15 protein-coding genes are annotated in these 15,639 nt (G+C 70.9%); 3 read left to right on the top strand and 12 right to left on the bottom strand.

Annotation, left to right across the window (positions count from 1 at the left end; translation table 11 throughout):
• The first annotated feature begins 154 nt into the window (after positions 1-154).
• Together AC3EGR_RS16190 and AC3EGR_RS16185 are read left to right on the top strand one after the other, a co-directional pair.
• A complete protein-coding gene (locus AC3EGR_RS16190; protein WP_488547534.1) occupies positions 155-3,316 on the top strand; it encodes a PAS domain-containing protein in 3,162 nt (1,053 codons plus the stop codon).
• Between the two features lie 82 nt (positions 3,317-3,398).
• Positions 3,399-4,031 carry a YbhB/YbcL family Raf kinase inhibitor-like protein gene (locus tag AC3EGR_RS16185; protein ID WP_488547533.1) on the top strand — a complete coding sequence of 211 codons (633 nt, stop codon included), beginning with the start codon at positions 3,399-3,401 and terminating at the stop codon, positions 4,029-4,031.
• Between the two features lie 31 nt (positions 4,032-4,062).
• On the opposite strand, the gene AC3EGR_RS16180 is transcribed toward AC3EGR_RS16185, so the two are convergent.
• On the bottom strand, positions 4,063-4,332 hold the full coding sequence (locus tag AC3EGR_RS16180; RefSeq protein WP_488547532.1) for a YkvA family protein: 270 nt from the start codon (positions 4,330-4,332) through the stop codon (positions 4,063-4,065).
• A gap of 109 nt (positions 4,333-4,441) precedes the next feature.
• Here AC3EGR_RS16180 and AC3EGR_RS16175 point away from each other — a divergent pair, with 109 nt between their 5' ends.
• The gene (locus AC3EGR_RS16175; RefSeq protein ID WP_488547531.1) at positions 4,442-4,831 is read left to right on the top strand and encodes a hypothetical protein; all 390 of its coding nucleotides are present in this window, start codon (positions 4,442-4,444) and stop codon (positions 4,829-4,831) included.
• A 52-nt stretch (positions 4,832-4,883) separates the two neighbouring features.
• On the opposite strand, the gene AC3EGR_RS16170 is transcribed toward AC3EGR_RS16175, so the two are convergent.
• The 11 genes from AC3EGR_RS16170 to AC3EGR_RS16120 all read right to left on the bottom strand — a co-directional run bounded on the left by AC3EGR_RS16170 (position 4,884) and on the right by AC3EGR_RS16120 (position 15,554).
• Positions 4,884-5,768 carry an ABC transporter permease gene (locus tag AC3EGR_RS16170; protein ID WP_488547530.1) on the bottom strand — a complete coding sequence of 295 codons (885 nt, stop codon included), beginning with the start codon at positions 5,766-5,768 and terminating at the stop codon, positions 4,884-4,886.
• Positions 5,769-5,770: 2 nt separating this feature from the next.
• Positions 5,771-6,712, bottom strand: a complete 942-nt coding sequence (locus AC3EGR_RS16165) for an ABC transporter permease (protein ID WP_488547529.1) — start codon at positions 6,710-6,712, stop codon at positions 5,771-5,773.
• Positions 6,713-6,751: 39 nt separating this feature from the next.
• Entirely contained in the window at positions 6,752-8,260 is a 1,509-nt protein-coding gene (locus AC3EGR_RS16160; RefSeq protein WP_488547528.1) for an ABC transporter substrate-binding protein, read from the bottom strand.
• Positions 8,260-9,354, bottom strand: coding sequence for an ABC transporter ATP-binding protein (locus AC3EGR_RS16155; RefSeq protein ID WP_488547527.1), 1,095 nt, complete (start codon positions 9,352-9,354; stop codon positions 8,260-8,262). The genes AC3EGR_RS16160 and AC3EGR_RS16155 overlap by 1 nt, the downstream gene beginning before the upstream one ends.
• Positions 9,351-10,361 carry an ABC transporter ATP-binding protein gene (locus AC3EGR_RS16150; protein WP_488547526.1) on the bottom strand — a complete coding sequence of 337 codons (1,011 nt, stop codon included), beginning with the start codon at positions 10,359-10,361 and terminating at the stop codon, positions 9,351-9,353. The genes AC3EGR_RS16155 and AC3EGR_RS16150 overlap by 4 nt, the downstream gene beginning before the upstream one ends.
• Entirely contained in the window at positions 10,361-11,077 is a 717-nt protein-coding gene (locus AC3EGR_RS16145) for a DUF1028 domain-containing protein (protein WP_488547525.1), read from the bottom strand. Before AC3EGR_RS16145 ends, AC3EGR_RS16150 begins: the two co-directional genes overlap by 1 nt.
• A gap of 102 nt (positions 11,078-11,179) precedes the next feature.
• Positions 11,180-12,112 carry a 3,5-dioxohexanoate:acetyl-CoA acetone transferase gene (gene kce / locus AC3EGR_RS16140; RefSeq protein WP_488547524.1) on the bottom strand — a complete coding sequence of 311 codons (933 nt, stop codon included), beginning with the start codon at positions 12,110-12,112 and terminating at the stop codon, positions 11,180-11,182.
• Between the two features lie 18 nt (positions 12,113-12,130).
• Complete coding sequence (locus AC3EGR_RS16135; protein ID WP_488547523.1) at positions 12,131-12,877, bottom strand: SDR family oxidoreductase; 747 nt, start codon at positions 12,875-12,877, stop codon at positions 12,131-12,133.
• Between the two features lie 2 nt (positions 12,878-12,879).
• The gene (locus tag AC3EGR_RS16130; protein ID WP_488547522.1) at positions 12,880-13,851 is read right to left on the bottom strand and encodes a Bug family tripartite tricarboxylate transporter substrate binding protein; all 972 of its coding nucleotides are present in this window, start codon (positions 13,849-13,851) and stop codon (positions 12,880-12,882) included.
• A complete protein-coding gene (locus tag AC3EGR_RS16125; protein ID WP_488547521.1) occupies positions 13,848-14,204 on the bottom strand; it encodes an AtuA-related protein in 357 nt (118 codons plus the stop codon). The genes AC3EGR_RS16130 and AC3EGR_RS16125 overlap by 4 nt, the downstream gene beginning before the upstream one ends.
• 9 nt (positions 14,205-14,213) lie before the next feature.
• Positions 14,214-15,554 (bottom strand): acyclic terpene utilization AtuA family protein, encoded by a 1,341-nt coding sequence (locus tag AC3EGR_RS16120; protein ID WP_488547520.1) that lies wholly within the window; start codon positions 15,552-15,554, stop codon positions 14,214-14,216.
• Between the last annotated feature and the right edge of the window lie 85 nt (positions 15,555-15,639).

Raw genomic sequence — 15,639 nt, 5'->3', positions numbered from 1 at the left:
CCATTGTGCCGAGCTGACACCCGCCGGCGCCGCAAGCCCGTCCAGCGGTTGAACTAAGCATAATGACCGGCTTCCGGGGCCTGGTCCCGCAGCGTGCTCGACCGTGTGCGCTGTCCGCCAGGGTCCGAATCCACCATCGCCCAGGGAGGGCCGCATGGGCAACTCTGGAGAATCCGGTCCCGCCTTCCTGCAGGGCGGCGGCGAAATGGGCGCGTGCATGCGCGGTTTTCCGTGGCACGACACGCCGCTGGGGGCGCCCTCGTCGTGGCCGCAGTCGCTCAAGACCGCCGTCAGCCTGATGCTGCGCGCGCGCCAGCCGATGTTCATCGGCTGGGGGCCGCAGCTCGTCTCCCTCTACAACGACGGCTACATCCCGATCTGCGGCGACAAGCATCCGCACGCGCTGGGCCGTCCCATGGCGCAGGTGTGGAGCGAGATCTGGGACACCTTGTCGGTGCTCAACGGCGCGGTGCTGCGCGGCGAGGCGCAGTGGCACGAGAACATGCCCTTCGACCTGGCCGGCCGCGGCGGCGACGGTCCCAGCTACTTCAGCTTCTCGTACACGCCGCTGCTGGACGACGACGGCGCGATCGGCGGCATCTTCTGTTCGGCGGTGGAAACCACGGCGTCCGTGCGCATGGCCCACAGGCGCGCGGACGAGATGCGCAGGCAGCAGCGCATGTTCGAGCAGGCACCGGGTTTCATCTGCACGCTCAGCGGCCCCGAGCACCGGTTCGAGTTCGTCAACGACGCGCACCGCCGCCTGTTCCAGCGCGGCGACATCGTGGGCAAGACCATCCGCGAGGCCTTCCCCGACATCGCGGGCCAGGGCTACTACGAGCGGCTGGACGAGGTCTACCGCACCGGCCTGCGGCACGTGGCGCACGGCCTGCGCACGCGCTTGCGGGACACGCCGGCGTCGCCCGAACGTGAAGTGCTGCTGGACTTCGTGTTCGCCCCCGTCTTCGACGACGGCGGGCGCGTGACCGGCATCTTCTGCGAAGGCCACGATGTGACGGCGATGGACGCCGCGCAGCAAGCGCTGCTGGAGAAGGAAGAGCAGCTGCGCCTCGCCACCGAGGCGGCGGAGGTCGGCTTCTGGGACTTGAATCCCGCATCGGGCACGCTTTACTGGCCGGCGCGCGTTCGGGGGATGTTCGGCATCACGGCCGATGAACCCGTCACCCTGGCCGACTTCTACGCCGGCCTGCATCCGGACGACCTGGAGGCGACTTCCGCCGCCTTCGCGGCCGCCTGCGACCCGGCACGGCGCGCGCTCTACGACGTCGAGTACCGCACCGTGGGCCGCGAGGACGGGCTGGTGCGCTGGGTGGCCGCCAAGGGCCGCGGCATCTTCGACGCGGACGGCCGCTGCGTGCGCGTGCTCGGCACGGCGATCGACATCAGTGCGCGCAAGGCTTCGGAACAGGCGATGGAAGTCGCCCTCGCGGCCAGCCACACCGGCACCTTCCACTGGGACATCCAGAACAACAAGCTCAGCTGGGACAGCGCGCTCGACCGGCTGTTCGGCCTGCGCCCGGGCCAGGTCGTGCGCAGCCTCGACCAGTTCGTCGCGCTGGTGCACCCGGACGACCGTGCGGGCGTCATCGCGCGCTGCGAGCGCTGCCGCGACGAGGCGGCCGATTTCGAGATGGAGTTCCGGGTGGTCTACCCGGACGGCTCGGTGCACTGGCTGTACGACCGCGGCCGCACCTTCGTCGACGCGGCCGGAAGGGCCAAGACCATGACCGGCGCCTGCGTGGACGTGACCCAGCGCCGCGAAGCCGAAGCCGCCCTGCGCGCCAGCGAGCAGGAACGCCAGCGCGAGCTGCGCACGCTGGCCGACAACTCCCCCGACGTCATCGCCCGCTTCGACCGCGAGCTGCGCCACGTGTTCGTCAACGCCGCGGTGGAACGGTTGACGGGGCTGGCCCCGGAGCTGTTCCTGGGGCGCACCAACGAGGAACTCGGCATGCCGGGCGCCTTGTGCGAGCAGTGGAACCGCGCGCTGCGCAAGGTGTTCGACGAGGGCCGGCCGCTGGGCATCCAGTTCGAGCAGGACGATCGCGGCACGCAGCGCCACTTCTCCTCGCGCTTGGTGCCCGAACCGGACGCGGACGGGGTCGTGCGTCACGTGCTCGGCGTCACGCGCGACATCACCGACCTGTGGCAGGCGCAGGAGGCGCTGCGCCGCGCCGACCGGCAGAAGGACGACTTCCTGGCGACCCTCGCGCACGAACTGCGCAACCCGCTGGCGCCGCTGCGCACCGGGTTGCACATCCTCAAGCGCAGCCCTGCCACCGCCGAGGAGGAGCGCGTGCGCCAGATCATGGAGCGGCAGCTCAATCACATGGTGCGGCTGGTGGACGAACTGCTGGACATCGCCCGCATCAGCCGCGGCAAGATCGTGCTCAGTCGCGAGACGCTGCAGCTCGACACCGTGCTGCAGCACGCCGTGGACGCCTGCCGGCCGCTGCTGGACGCGCAGGGGCACCGGCTGTCCTGGGAGGGCGTGGACCCGCGCTGGCACGTGCACGGCGACATGACGCGGCTGGTGCAGGTGGTGGGCAATCTCCTGAACAACGCGGCCAAGTACACCCCGCCCGGGGGCCGCGTCGCCGTGCGGGCGGTCGAGGACGGCGAAGGCATCGCGGTGATCGTGGAGGACGACGGCATCGGCATCCCGCGCGACCTGCTGGATCGGGTGTTCGAACGCTTCGTGCAGGTGGACCAGCACCTGGAGCGCGCGCAGGGCGGGCTGGGCATCGGCCTGAGCGTCGTCAAGTCGCTGGCGGAGATGCATGGCGGCCGGGTGCGCGCCGAGAGCGCCGGGCCCGGTGCGGGCAGCCGCTTCACGGTGTGGCTGCCGCGCGCGCAGAGCCCGCACGCCCGGCCGGACGCGGACGCGCTGGCGATCGCCCCGCGCGCGGCGCAGCGCAGGAAGGTGCTGATCGTCGACGACAACCGGGACGCTGCCGAGACCCTGTCGATGGTGGTCGCGCAAGGCGGGCACGAGGTGCACCTGGCGCATGACGGCGCCAGCGCGCTGCGCATCGCGGCGGCGCAGGACCCGGCGGTGGTGTTCCTGGACATCGGCATGCCGGGCATGAACGGCTACGAAACTGCCGGCAGGCTGCGGGCGCTGCCCGGCGCGAACCGCCCCGTCCTGGTGGCGCTCACCGGCTGGGGCACCGAGGAAGACCGGGCGAAGAGCCTGGCCGCCGGCTTCGACGTGCACCTCACCAAGCCGGTGGACCTGGGCGAGGTGCAGCGCATGCTGAGCCTGGTCGAAGCCGGGCCCGGCACTGCCGACTGAACCCGCGGCCGCCACGCAAGAGAAGCCGTCCGACATCTGCCGCGCCGCGCCCGCGTTACACCGTCAGTGAAGGAGGCGTCCCATGCTCGAGAAACTGCCGCCGGCGGTGGGCCATGTGCTGCGCGACCGGCGCGCCGGCCTGGAGAAGATCGTGTTCAACCGCAGCGGCCTGCGCACCGGCCAGGGCCTGCTGCAGGTCGGCAGCCTGGCGTTCGCCGACCACGCACCCATCCCGGCGCGCTACACGGCCGATGGTGAAGGTGTGTCGCCGCCGCTGCACTGGCAAGGCGTGCCCACCGGCACGGAAAGCGTCGTGCTGATCGTCGAGGATGCCGATGCGCCCACGGGCGAGCCGCTGGTGCACGCCATCGTGGTCGGCCTGCCGGGCGAGGACGGCAACCTGCACGAAGGCGCGCTGGACAGCCCGGGCCACGAAGGCTCGCACGTGCACGAGGGGCGCAACTCCTTCTTCCGCAGCGGCTGGCTGCCGCCCGACCCGCCGCCCGGCCACGGCCAGCACCGCTATGTCTTCCAGCTGTTCGCCCTCGGCCCGGGCGCCGACTTCGGCAAGACGCCGGGACGGGACGAGGTCGTGGAAGCGATCCAGCAGCGCGCGCTCGCCAGCGGCATGCTCACCGGCACCTACGAGCGGCCCGACGGCACGATCAAGGTCGGCGCGCCACGGGTGGTGGCCGGGACGATACCGCCGGCGTAGCGCGGGCTCTCGCCCCGCCGCCGGATTCCGGTCAGCGCCGTGGCGCGGTCGCTTCCCGCAAGCCCGCCGGCAGGCGCCCGAGCAGCCAGCGGATCGCCAGCGGTACCAGCACGATGTCGTCGACCATGCCGAGGCCGGGGATGAAGTCGGGCACCAGGTCGATGGGCGAGAACACGTAGAGCACGATCAAGGCCGTGCCCAGCTTCAGCCAGCCCGGCGCGGCCGGGTGGCGCAGGGCCGCCCAGAGCTGGCGGGCGTCGCCCCGCAGCACGGTCCACAGGAGGGTCAGGCGCTTGAACATGCTTGCTTCCTCGTTCACGGCCCCGGCGGGGCCCACGGGCGGATACTTGGCAGCGGACCCGACCGGCACAAGGGGCGTTACATTCCCAGGCCGCACGAAAGCCCGCAACGTGAAATTTCGCCCATTCCCCGTGCTCGCCGGCGTGCTGCTGGTGGCAGCGGCCCTGCTGCTGGCGCGCGAATGGCGCTGGCGCTCCGACTACCCGCTGGCGGGAACCGCGACGCCCTCCCCCGACGGCGCCTGGACCGCGGAGATCCGCGGCCTGCCCGAGACCCTCAAGCTGGGCTCCGGCGTGTTCCTGCGCAGCCGCGGCGACCTGCTGCGCAGCTTCAAGCCGCGGCTGGTGTTCGTCGGCTCCTGCGAGGAGCTGTCGGCGCGCTGGTTCGGCCAGCGGCGGCTGGTGCTCACCTGCGTCGTGCGCTCGGGCGAGCCCGCGCTGCTGCAGGAGCTGGTGCAGGACGTGAAGATCGAGCTGGTCGTCGACCGGCACTTCGGGTAGTTGGCGCGGCGAAGCCGCGGACAGTGAGCGACGGCCAGCCCCGTCGCGCGGGCTACCCGCCGCGCGGATCCAGCGCATCCCGCAGGCCGTCCCCCAGCAGGTTGAACGACAGCACCAGCAGGAAGATCGCGATGCCCGGCCAGATCGCCATCCAGGGCGCGTTGTCGATGAAGTTCTTGGCCGTGTTCAGCATGCTGCCCCAGCTGGGCGCGGGCGGCTGCTGCCCCAGCCCGAGGAAGGACAGGCTCGCTTCGGCGATCACGGCCGCCGCGATGGCCAGCGTTGCCTGCACCATGAGCGGCGCCGTGATGTTCGGCAGGATGTGGCGCAGCGCGATGCGCAGCGGCGGGTTGCCGACGGCGCGGGCGGCTTCCACGTAGTCCTCCACCTTGACGCTGAGCACCTGCCCGCGCGTGAGCCGCACGAAGATGGGCGCGGCCGACACGCCGATGGCCACCATGGCGTTGGACAGGCTCGGGCCCAGGAAGGCGGCCAGCGCGATGGCCAGGATCAGGAAGGGACAGGCCAGGAAGGCGTCGGTCACGCGCGAGACCACGGCATCGACCCAGCCGCCCAGGAAACCCGCCGCCATGCCGATCGGCACGCCGATCAGCAGCGAGATGGAGACGGACATCACGCCCGCCAGCAGCGAGGCGCGCGTGCCCCAGATCACGCGCGAGAGCACGTCGCGGCCGATCTCGTCGGTGCCGAACCAGTGTTGCGCCGACGGCGCCTTGCGGATCGCGCCCCAGCTGGTGGCGATCGGGTCCTGGGGCGCGATCCAGGCCGCGCCCAGCGCCAGCACGATGAAGGCCAGGACGACGGCCAGGCCCAGCATCGCCGACGGCCGGCGTCGCAGCCGGCGCCACGCGCGCCGCCAGGGACCGGCCGGGGGTGAAACGGCCGCCGGGGCGGGAAGAGGAAGGACGGCCGACATCCTCAGTGCCGCAGCCGCGGGTTCACCGCGAAGTACGCCAGGTCGGCCAGCAGGTTCAGGAGCATGTAGGCGGTTGCGGTCACGAGCACCACGCCCTGCACCACCGCGTAGTCGCGGTTGAACACCGCGTCGACGATCAGCTTGCCGAAGCCGGGGATGGTGAAGACCTGCTCGGTCAGCACCGCCCCCGAGAGCAGCGTGCCGAGTTCCAGCGCGCCGAGCGTGATCACCGGCGTGAGCGCATTGCGCAGCGCGTGCTTGAGCACCACGGTGCGCTCCGACAGGCCCTTGGCCCGCGCCGTGCGCACGTAGTCGGCCGACAGCACCTGCAGCATCGCGCTGCGCGTGTGCCGCATCAGCACGGCGGCGATGGCGTTGCCCAGCACGAAGGCCGGCATGATCATCGACTTCAGGTTGGCGCCCAGGTCCTCGAACGGACTCACGTAGCCCGAAGCCGGCAGCCAGCCAAGGTTCACCGCGAACAGCAGGATTAAGAGGATGCCCAGCCAGAAGTTGGGCGTGGAGATGCCCCACAAGGCAAAGACGTTGGCGCCCCAGTCCCAGGCCGTGCCGCGCGCCACCGCCGACACGATGCCGGCCGGGATGCCGATCACCAGCGCGATGGTGATCGCCATGAGCGCGAGCTGCAGCGTCACGGGCAGCTTCTGCGCCACCAGCGACAGCACCGGCTGCTGGTTGCGGATGGACTCCCCGAGGTCGCCACGCAGCACGCCGCCCACCCAGTACGCGTAGCGCACCGGCAGCGGCTCGTCCAGGTGCATCTTCTGGCGCAGGTAGGCGATCACCGTCGGGTCCTGCTCCTCCCCCGCGAGGATCATGGCCGGATCCCCGGGCAGCAGCTGCTGCAGCCCGAAGATCAGCATGGACACCAGCACCAGCGTCGGAACGAGCTGGGCGAGGCGGCGCACGAGGTAGTCGAACATCCTAGGAATCGGAACCGGTGGCTGGCAGTTGTCGGCCTCTCACATCTTCAGGCCGGTCACCCGAAGCAAGCCATCCGGGATCTGGCGCACGCCGGTGAGCTTGGGGTTGTACGCCCACAGCCACTTGCGGTGGTAGAGGTAGATCACGGGACGGTCCTTGAGGACGCGGGCTGCCACTTGCTCGAAGATCTTGCGCCGCTCGGCCGGGTCGCGCGCTTCGCGCGAGGCGTTGATCAGCTTGTCGGTCTCCGCGTCGCAGTAGCCGGCGTAATTGAGCGGCTGCTTGCAGGCGTGGAAGCTGTAGAGATTGCCGTCGGGGTCGGGGCGGCCGCTCCAGGCCAGCACGTAGGCCTCGAAGTCGCCCTTGTCCGCCATGTTCAGCGAGGTGGCGAACTCCGTCGCCTGGATCTTCACGTCGAAGCCGGCCTCGCGCGTCATCGCCTGCACCACCAGCGCGATGCGCTGCGCGTCCGAGGTGGTGGGCGTCACCAGCGTGAAGCTCGGGTTGGGCACGCCCGCTTCCTTGAGCAACTGCCTGGCCCTGGCGACGTCGCGCTTGGGGATCGGCACGTTCTTCGCATAGAACGGGTTGGTCGGCGGCACCCACTGGTTGCCCACGATCGCCTCGTTGTCCATGACGACCTGCACCAGGCCCTGGCGGTCCAGCGAGAGCTCGAAGGCCTCGCGCACCTTGGCGTCGCGCCCCAGGGGATTCGCCTTGGCCTTGTCGCTCTTGCCGACGTTGATGGTGATGCCCTGGTAGCCGATCTCGGTGATGGCCGCCGTCTTGAGCTTCTTCTCGGCGGCGATCTTCTCCATGTCGCTGGGCGCGACCCGCTCGATGAAGTCCAGCTGGCCCGAGCGCAGGTTCGCCAGCCGCACCGTGGCGTCCGGGATGGGCGTGTAGACGATGCGCTCGAAGTTGACCGCGCCCTTGTTCCAGTAGTTCGCGTAGCGCTCCAGGACGATGCGGTCCTGCGGCACGCGCTCGACGAACCGGAACGGCCCGGAGCACACCGGATGCGTGCCGAACTTGTCACCGGCGGCCTGCGCCGCCTTGGGCGAGACCATCATCCCCGCCCGGTCGGTGAGCTGCGCCAGCAGCGGCGAGAACGGCGCCGACAGGTTCAGCCGCACGGTGGAGGGATCGACCACGTCGACGCTGGCCACCGGGGCCAGTTCGCCGCGCCGGTTGGAGCCGGGGATGGTCTTGTGCCGCTCGATGTTGTACTTCACGGCGGCCGCATCGAACTTCTCGCCGTCGTGGAAGCTCACGCCCTGGCGCAGCTTGAGCGTCAGCGTCTTGCCGTCCGCCGACCAGTCGTAGCCGGTGGCCAGTTGCGGCACGATCGCCAGCTTCTCGTCGATGTCGAACAGCTTGTCGCACAGGCCCGCGAACACCACGCGGCCGACGAAGCTGCGGGCCAGCGACGGGTCGAGCGCGTCGGGATCTTCGGCCAGGCCGACGCGCAGCGTCTGCGCCTGCGCTGCGACGGCCCCGGCCGCGAGGGCCAGGGCGAGCAGGATGCTTCGGGGGGGACTTTGCATCAGGGGTTCTCCGGTGAGGACGTGGACGACGGTGGTGCGAGGAAGGCTGCCTGCAGGCGCGCCAGGCGCTGGCGGCCGGGCACGAAGGCGATGGGCTGCGCAGCTGGCGCGGGCGCTGCCAGCTCGCGCCAGAAATGACATGCCGCTGCATGCCCATCCGCGGTGGCTTCCAGCACGGGTGCCTCGCGCACGCACAACTCGCGCGCGTGCGGGCAGCGGGTGTGGAAGTGGCAGCCCGAAGGCGGCTGCAGCGGACTGGGCACGTCGCCACCCAGGACCGGGCGGCCGCGCTCGCGCGCCGGCTCCGGCCGCGGGATGGCCGCGAGCAGCGCCTGCGTGTACGGATGGCGCGGCGAAGCGAACAACGCGTCCTTGTCCGCCAGTTCCACCACGCGGCCGAGGTACATGACGGCCACGCGATGCGCGATGTGCTTGACGACCGCGAGGTCGTGCGCGATGAACAGGTAGGCCAGGCCGAAGCGCCGCTGCAGGTCCTGCAGCAAATTCACCACCTGCGCCTGCACCGACACGTCGAGCGCGGACACCGCCTCGTCGCACACGATCAGCCTGGGCTCGCCGGCGAGCGCCCGTGCGATGCCCACGCGCTGCCGCTGGCCACCGGAGAACTCGTGCGGGTAGCGCAGGGCGTGCTCCGGCGCCAGGCCCACGGTGCGCAGCAAGGCGTCGATGCGCTCGTCCTCCCTGCCTGCATGCAGGCCGTGCAGGCGCAGCGGTTCCGCCAGCGTCTGGCCCACGGTCATGCGCGGGTTCAGCGAGGAGTACGGGTCCTGGAAGATCAGTTGCATGGCGCGCCGGCGGGCGCGCAGTGCCGCGGCATCGAGGCTTCCCAGGTCCTGGCCGTCGAACACGATGCGGCCGGCGCTGGGCTCGATGAGGCGCAGCAGCAGGCGACCCAGCGTCGACTTGCCGCAGCCCGATTCGCCGACCACGCCCAGGGTCTCGCCTGCGGCCAGCTGCAGGTCGACGCCATCCACGGCACGCACCTGTCCTTGCACGCGGCCGAACAGGCCCCGGCGCACCGGGAAGTGCTTGACCAGGCCCTGGGCCTGCACGAGCGGGGCGGCAGCCTTCATGGCGCGAGCGCGGCCTCGGGCGCGCGGGGCAGCAGCACGTCGGGATCCAGCGGCGCGCGCCAGCAGGCGGACTGGTGCGCGGGACCCACGTCGCGCAGCGGCGGCACCTCGGCGCGGCAGCCAGGCAAGGCGAAGGGGCAGCGTTCGGCGAAGCTGCAGCCGCCCGGCCGGCGCAAGGGATCGGGCACCTGCCCCTCGATGGAGGCAAGCCGCTCCTGCGGTACGTCCAGGCGCGGGATCGACCCGAGCAGGCCCACGGTGTAAGGATGCTGCGGCTGGTCGAACAAGGCGCGCGCCGAGGCGCGTTCGACGACGCGGCCCGCGTACATCACGGCGACTTCGTCGGCCACCTCGGCCACCACGCCCAGGTCGTGCGTGATGAGGATGACCGCGGAGCCGGTCTCGGCCTGCAGCGCGCGCAGGAGCTCCAGGATCTGCGCCTGGATGGTCACGTCCAGCGCGGTGGTCGGCTCGTCGGCGATGAGCAGTCGCGGGCGGCAGGCCAGCGCCATCGCGATCATCGCCCGCTGGCGCATGCCGCCGGAGAGCTTGTGCGGGTACTCGTGGAAGCGCTGCTCGGGCGCGGGAATGCGCACCTGCCGCAGCACCTCGATGGCACGCGCCTGCGCTTGGGCGCGCGCCACGCTCCAGTGGCGCAGCAGTCCTTCGACGATCTGCTCGCCGATGGTGAAGGCCGGGTTCAGCGAGCTCATGGGCTCCTGGAAGATCATGGCCATGCCGTTGCCGCGCAGGTCCAGCAGTTCGCGCTGCTGCGCCCCCACCAGTTCGCGGCCCTCGAAGCGGATGGAGCCCGCGGTGATGCGGCCCGGCGCGGGCACGAGCCCCATGATGGACAGGGCGGTGACGCTCTTGCCGCAGCCCGACTCGCCGACGATGGCCAGCGTGCGTCCGGCCTCCACGGCGAAGTCCACCCCGTCGACGGCAGGAAAGCGCCCGGCTTCGGTGGTGAACTCGGTGCGCAGGCCGCGCACTTGCAGCACCGCCATCAGGCCTGTCCTCCGCGCGCGCGGTGGAAGGCCGCGATGCGCTCCTCGATCACCGCGCGGTCGGTGATGCCCGCGGGATCGTGTCGCCCCGCCAGACAGGCCATGAAGGGCTGGTAGCGCTCCAGACTTTTTTCGTACAGCCGGCGCAGCTCGCGCACGGGCTGCTCGTGGTCGTCGACGCGGATGTCCAGCTGCGGGTGGTCCTCGTCGGCGTGGATGCGCAGCGCCGCGGCCTGCTTGCCGCGCTTGTCGCCGCCCGCGTCCTCGCCGGCGGCCAGCGCCGCGAGCAGGCGCTCCGCCAGGTCCTGCCCGCGCGTGGCGCGGAACGCATCGGCCGTGGCCTGGAGCACCTGGGCCCCCGCGAGCATGTTGCCGGCGACGCTGAAATCCTCGCCCGCCAGGTGGCCGCACCAATCGATGCAGGCCGCACCGGTCCAGGCCGCGGACGCACCGCGGGCGGGCAGAACGTGCAGCTGGCGGTGCTCGCGTCCCCCATCGGCAGCGGTCAGTTCCGCGATCACGCCGGCCGGGGAATGCCCTTGCGCCAGCAGCGCGATGCCGCGCGGACCGTAGAGCGGATTGAGCAGGGCCTGGGTCGCAAGGACGCCGACGCCGCGGCGGGTGTGCACCGTGAGCGCGCCCACCGCGAAGAAGCGGCTGGCGATGGCGGCGCCCAGACGTCCCGCCTCATCGCGCGCCAGAATCGACCAGGTCATGCGGCCAGCCTTTCGCGGAGCCGCGACGGCCCCGACGGGGAGTCATTGTGGCAAGAAGCGCGCCTGCCGGCCCCCGGGTATGTCAGGAGCAGCTGAAGGTTCTCAGAACCCGACCTCGTGCCGTCCCTTGAGCTGGAGCAGCGCGCGCGCTTCGTCCGGCGTGGCCACTTCGAGTCCCAGGCCTTCCAGGATCGCGCGCACGCGGCGCACCTGGTCCGCATTGCTCCTGGCCAGGCGCCCCGGGCCGTCCCACAGCGAATCCTCCAGGCCGACCCGCACGTTGCCGCCCTGGGCCGCGGCGGTCGCGGCGATGGGCATCTGCGCGCGCCCCGCGCCCAGCACGGACCAGACGTAGTCCTTGCCGAAGAGGCGGTCGGCGGTGCGCTTCATGTGGGCCACGTCGTCGGCGTGCGTGCCTATGCAGCCCAGGATGCCGAACACCGTCTGCACGAACAGCGGCGGCGTGGCGAGCTTGCGGTCCAGGAAGTGCGCCAGGTTGTACAGGTGGGCGGTGTCGTAGCACTCGAACTCGAAGCGCGTGCCGTTGGCGGTGCCGCGCGTGAGCACGAACTCGATGTCGGCGAAGGTGTTCTTGAACACCACGTCGCGCGTGCTCTCCAGGAACTTCGGCTCCCACTCGTGCCGCAGGTCCTTGTAGCGCTGCAGCATTGGAAACAGGCCGAAGTTCATGGACCCCATGTTGAGCGAGGCGACCTCCGGCCGCAGCTGCAGCGCGGGCTGCATGCGCTCTTGCACCGTCATGGTCGGCGCGCCGCCGGTGGTGATGTTGATGACGGCATCGCTGCGCGCCTTGATGTCCACCACGAAGGGGCGGAAGGCCTCGGGCGTCTGGTCCGGGCGCCCGTCCTGCGGGTTGCGTGCGTGCAGGTGCACGATGGCCGCACCGGCCTGCGCGGCGGCCACGGCCTCGTCGGCGATCTGCCGCGCCGTGACGGGCAGGTGCGGCGACATGGATGGCGTGTGGATGGAGCCGGTGACGGCGCAGGTGATGAGGACCTTGCGGGAAGCAGCCATGTCTTGTTCTCCAGGAATCTAGCGGCCGCCGGCCACGTCGAGGACGGTGCCGTGCACGTAGGAAGCGGCATCGCCTGCGAGCCACAGCGCCGCCTCGGCGACCTCGCGCGCGCTGCCGGCCCGGCCCATGGGCACGGCGGTCTTCGCCATCTCCTGCATCTGCGCGATGCCGCCATGCACGTTGTGGATCTCGGTGGCGATCAGGCCCGGGCGCAGCGCATTGACGCGGATGCCGTCGCGGCCCACCTCCTTGGCGAGCGCCAGGTTGAAGGCGTCGAGCGCTCCCTTGGAGCCCGCGTAGGCGCTGCCGCCGGCCAGGCCGCCCAGGCGCGAAGCGACCGAGGACATGTTGACGATCGCGCCGCCGCGGCCGCCCAGCGACGTGGCCATGCGGCGCACCGCCTCGCCCGCGCAGTAGTAGGCGCTGAAGACGTTGGCCTCGTACAGCGAGCGCACGTTGTCTTCGTCCACCTCGGTGATGCGGAAGCTCGCGAGCACGCCGGCGTTGTTCACCAGGACGTCCAGCGGGCCGAAGGCTTCGTCGAGCTGCGCGAACATGCGCTTGACCTCCGCCAGCTTGCCCGCGTCGGCCTGCAAGGCCAATGCCTGCCCGCCAGCGGCATGCACGCGTTCGACAACCGCGCGCGCGGCCTCTTCGCTGCGGTGGTAGTTCACGCCCACGCGCCAGCCACGTTCCCCCGCCGCCACGGCGATCTCCGCGCCTATGCCCCGGCTCGCTCCCGTCACGAGAATCGTCTTGGTCATGCTCATTCCGGCTGGATGTTGGCTTCCTTGACGAGGCGCACCCATTTCGCGACCTCGCTGCCCATGAAGGACCTGAGTTGTTCCGGCGACATGGGCATGGGCTGGATGCCGATGCCGGCGAGCTTTTCCTTCGCCTCGGGTGACTTCAGCGCGGCGCCGACGGCGCCATTGAGCTTGTCCACCACCTCCCGGGGCATGCCGGCGGGGCCGACGATGGCGAACCACGCGGTGATGTCGAAACCGGGCATGGCTTCGGACAGCGCGGGCCAGTCGGGGACGATGGCGGAACGCTTCGGCGAGGTCACGCCCAGCGGCCGCAGCTTGCCGCCCCTGGCCTGCGCCATCGCATTGCCCAGGTCCACGAAGGTGAAGTCCACCGTTCCGCCCAGCACGTCGTTGACGGCCAGCGGGATGCCCTTGTACGGCACCGGCATCGTGTCGAGCTTGCCCAGCTTGTTCAGCACGGCGATGCTCACCTGCGAGCTCGAGGAGCCATAGCCGGCGGTCACCTTGCCAGGGCGCTGCCGCACGTACTCGACGAACTCCTGGAGGTTCCTGGCCGGGTGTTCGGCCTTGACCATCAGCACCAGCAGGTTGTCGCCGATGCCGGCCACCGGCGTGAAGTCCTTCAGCGGGTCGTAAGGGATGTTCTTCAGCAGGGCCACGTTGGAGGCGACCGCCGAATTCGAGGAGAACAGCAGCGTGTAGCCGTCGGGCGCGGAGCGGATCACTTCCGTGGCGGCGATGGAGCCGCCGGCGCCGGGCTTGTTGTCGACGATGAAGCTCTGGCCCAGCGAAACGGTGAGCTGCTGCGCCATCACGCGTGCCGCGAGGTCGGTGGCACTGCCCGCCGGGAAGGGCACCACCATGCGCACGGGCCGGCTCGGGTAGGCCTGCGCGAATGCGCTGCCCGTGCCGGCGGCCAGCACCAGCGCGAGGGCCAGCGACTGCAGAAAGGGACGTCGGGAGTTCATGGCGTTGCCTTTGCGGGAATGCGCGCCGCCACCGCGGCGCTCACGGGGATGGTCATGGCCAGGAGCTGGAAGGACAGCGTCTTGCCGTGCATGTCCAGGTTCAGCGAATCGTTCACGCCGCCGTCCAGGACCTCGTCGAGCACGAAGTTCATCGCGGCCAGCTTCGGCAGCAGGTAGCGCTTGACCGCGGTGGGGTGGCGCGCGGCAAAGCAGGCCGCCACGCGCTCCTCTGTCACCTGTTCGACCAGCAGCGGCCAGTCCTCCTCGCGGTACGCGATGAGGCTGATGTTGATGCGGTTGCCCTTGTCGCCGGTGCGGCCGTGGGCAAGTTCGTAGAGAGCGATGTCCGGCATGGCGGTTCCTCAGGCGATGCGCCAGCTGGCAGGCGCCAGCTCGCGCGGGACCAGGCAGGCGCGGCTGGACAGGCGCTGGCGCTTGGCGGTGCGCACGCCGCCGCCGCCCGCGGGTCCGCCGGTCCACAAGGCGGTGACCTCGCGCATCAGGTGTTCGACGGGCGCGAGCTGTTCGTGCTTGCCGGCCACGCGCAGGCGCACGTCCAGGGCCTGCCCGCGCGGCGCGGCTTGCAGCATGCTGCCCGCATCCTCGCCGAGGATGCTGCTGATGCCGATGAGGTCGAATCGCAGCGGCATGGTGCCGCCCAGGCGCTTCTGCATCATGTCCATGGCCAGGCGCGCGCGCGCCTCTGCGTTGGGACCGGCATAGGAGATCTCCGCCTCGCCCAGCCAGCCGCCGTCGAAATAGGCCAGCACCTTGAAGGTCGGGGTGCGCGGATGCCCCTGCACGCCGGAGAGGCGCACCCGGTCCGGGCCCACCTGCGCCACCGTGGCTTGCGTGATGTCGGCGACGACATCGGGCGTGATGTAGGCCGCGGGATCGTGCACCTCGTACAGCAGCTGCTCCTTGACGGTGCGGCAGTCCACCAGCCCGCCGGTGCCTTGCGCCTTGGAGACGATGCAGCTGCCGTCCGCGGCGATCTCCGCGATCGGAAAGCCGACGTTCTCCATGCCGGGCACGTCCTTCTTTCCCGGGTCGGCGAAGTAGCCGCCCGTGACCTGTGCGCCGCATTCCAGCAGGTGTCCTGCCATGGTGGCGCCCGCGAGCTTGTCCCACTCCTCGGGCCCCCAGCCGAAATGCGCGATGGCCGGGCCGAGCACGAGCGAAGGATCGGCCACGCGCCCGGTCACCACCACCTGCGCGCCGGCGCGGATGGCCGCGGCGATCTCGTGCGCGCCCTGGTAGGCGTTCGCGCAGACGAAGCGGCGTTCGTCGAAGCCGGCGCCCAGGCGCTCGCGCACGACACCGCGGCCGCGTTCGTCCGAGAGGTCGTCACCCTGGACGATACCGATGCGCGGTGCCGGCAGGCCGAGCTCGTCGGCGAGCCGGCGAATCACCTGCGCCGCACCATCGGGATTGGCCGCCCCGAAGTTGCCGACGATGGTGATGCCGTGGCGCAGGCAGTCGGCCAGCACGGGCCGAAGCTCTTCGGCGAGCAGCGGCTCGTACCCCAGCGAGGGGTCCTTGCGGCGCGCGAGCTGCTGGAACGCGAGCGTGCGCTCGGCGAGGTTCTCGAAGATCAGCGCGGCGGGCCCGCCGCGTTCCACGAGCGTGCGCACCACCGGGGGTGCGGCGTCGACGCGGTCGCCGGAAAAGCCGGCGCCGCAGCCCACTGCGAGTGTCTCCATCGGGCTGGATCCTTCTGTTTGCGAGAGCGCACTGTGCCTCGGGCCTTTCGGCAAGTAAACTGGATTTATTCGACCGACTGTGCAG

Source organism: Ramlibacter sp. G4-7 (assembly GCF_057784995.1).
The sequence above is the reverse complement of the archived record's forward strand: the minus strand, read 5'-3'. Positions and strand labels throughout refer to the sequence as shown.

Bases quoted from the DNA above. Each gene is read 5' to 3' on its own strand.
- AC3EGR_RS16120 (WP_488547520.1), bottom strand. From the start codon at position 15,554: ATGGAGACACTCGCAGTGGGCTGCGGCGCCGGCTTTTCCGGCGACCGC.
- AC3EGR_RS16170 (WP_488547530.1), bottom strand. From the start codon at position 5,768: ATGTCGGCCGTCCTTCCTCTTCCCGCCCCGGCGGCCGTTTCACCCCCG.
- AC3EGR_RS16180 (WP_488547532.1), bottom strand. From the start codon at position 4,332: ATGTTCAAGCGCCTGACCCTCCTGTGGACCGTGCTGCGGGGCGACGCC.
- AC3EGR_RS16145 (WP_488547525.1), bottom strand. From the start codon at position 11,077: ATGACCTGGTCGATTCTGGCGCGCGATGAGGCGGGACGTCTGGGCGCC.
- AC3EGR_RS16155 (WP_488547527.1), bottom strand. From the start codon at position 9,354: ATGAAGGCTGCCGCCCCGCTCGTGCAGGCCCAGGGCCTGGTCAAGCAC.
- AC3EGR_RS16185 (WP_488547533.1), top strand. From the start codon at position 3,399: ATGCTCGAGAAACTGCCGCCGGCGGTGGGCCATGTGCTGCGCGACCGG.
- AC3EGR_RS16150 (WP_488547526.1), bottom strand. From the start codon at position 10,361: ATGGCGGTGCTGCAAGTGCGCGGCCTGCGCACCGAGTTCACCACCGAA.
- AC3EGR_RS16160 (WP_488547528.1), bottom strand. From the start codon at position 8,260: ATGCAAAGTCCCCCCCGAAGCATCCTGCTCGCCCTGGCCCTCGCGGCC.
- AC3EGR_RS16125 (WP_488547521.1), bottom strand. From the start codon at position 14,204: ATGCCGGACATCGCTCTCTACGAACTTGCCCACGGCCGCACCGGCGAC.
- AC3EGR_RS16130 (WP_488547522.1), bottom strand. From the start codon at position 13,851: ATGAACTCCCGACGTCCCTTTCTGCAGTCGCTGGCCCTCGCGCTGGTG.
- kce (WP_488547524.1), bottom strand. From the start codon at position 12,112: ATGGCTGCTTCCCGCAAGGTCCTCATCACCTGCGCCGTCACCGGCTCC.
- AC3EGR_RS16190 (WP_488547534.1), top strand. From the start codon at position 155: ATGGGCAACTCTGGAGAATCCGGTCCCGCCTTCCTGCAGGGCGGCGGC.
- AC3EGR_RS16135 (WP_488547523.1), bottom strand. From the start codon at position 12,877: ATGACCAAGACGATTCTCGTGACGGGAGCGAGCCGGGGCATAGGCGCG.
- AC3EGR_RS16165 (WP_488547529.1), bottom strand. From the start codon at position 6,712: ATGTTCGACTACCTCGTGCGCCGCCTCGCCCAGCTCGTTCCGACGCTG.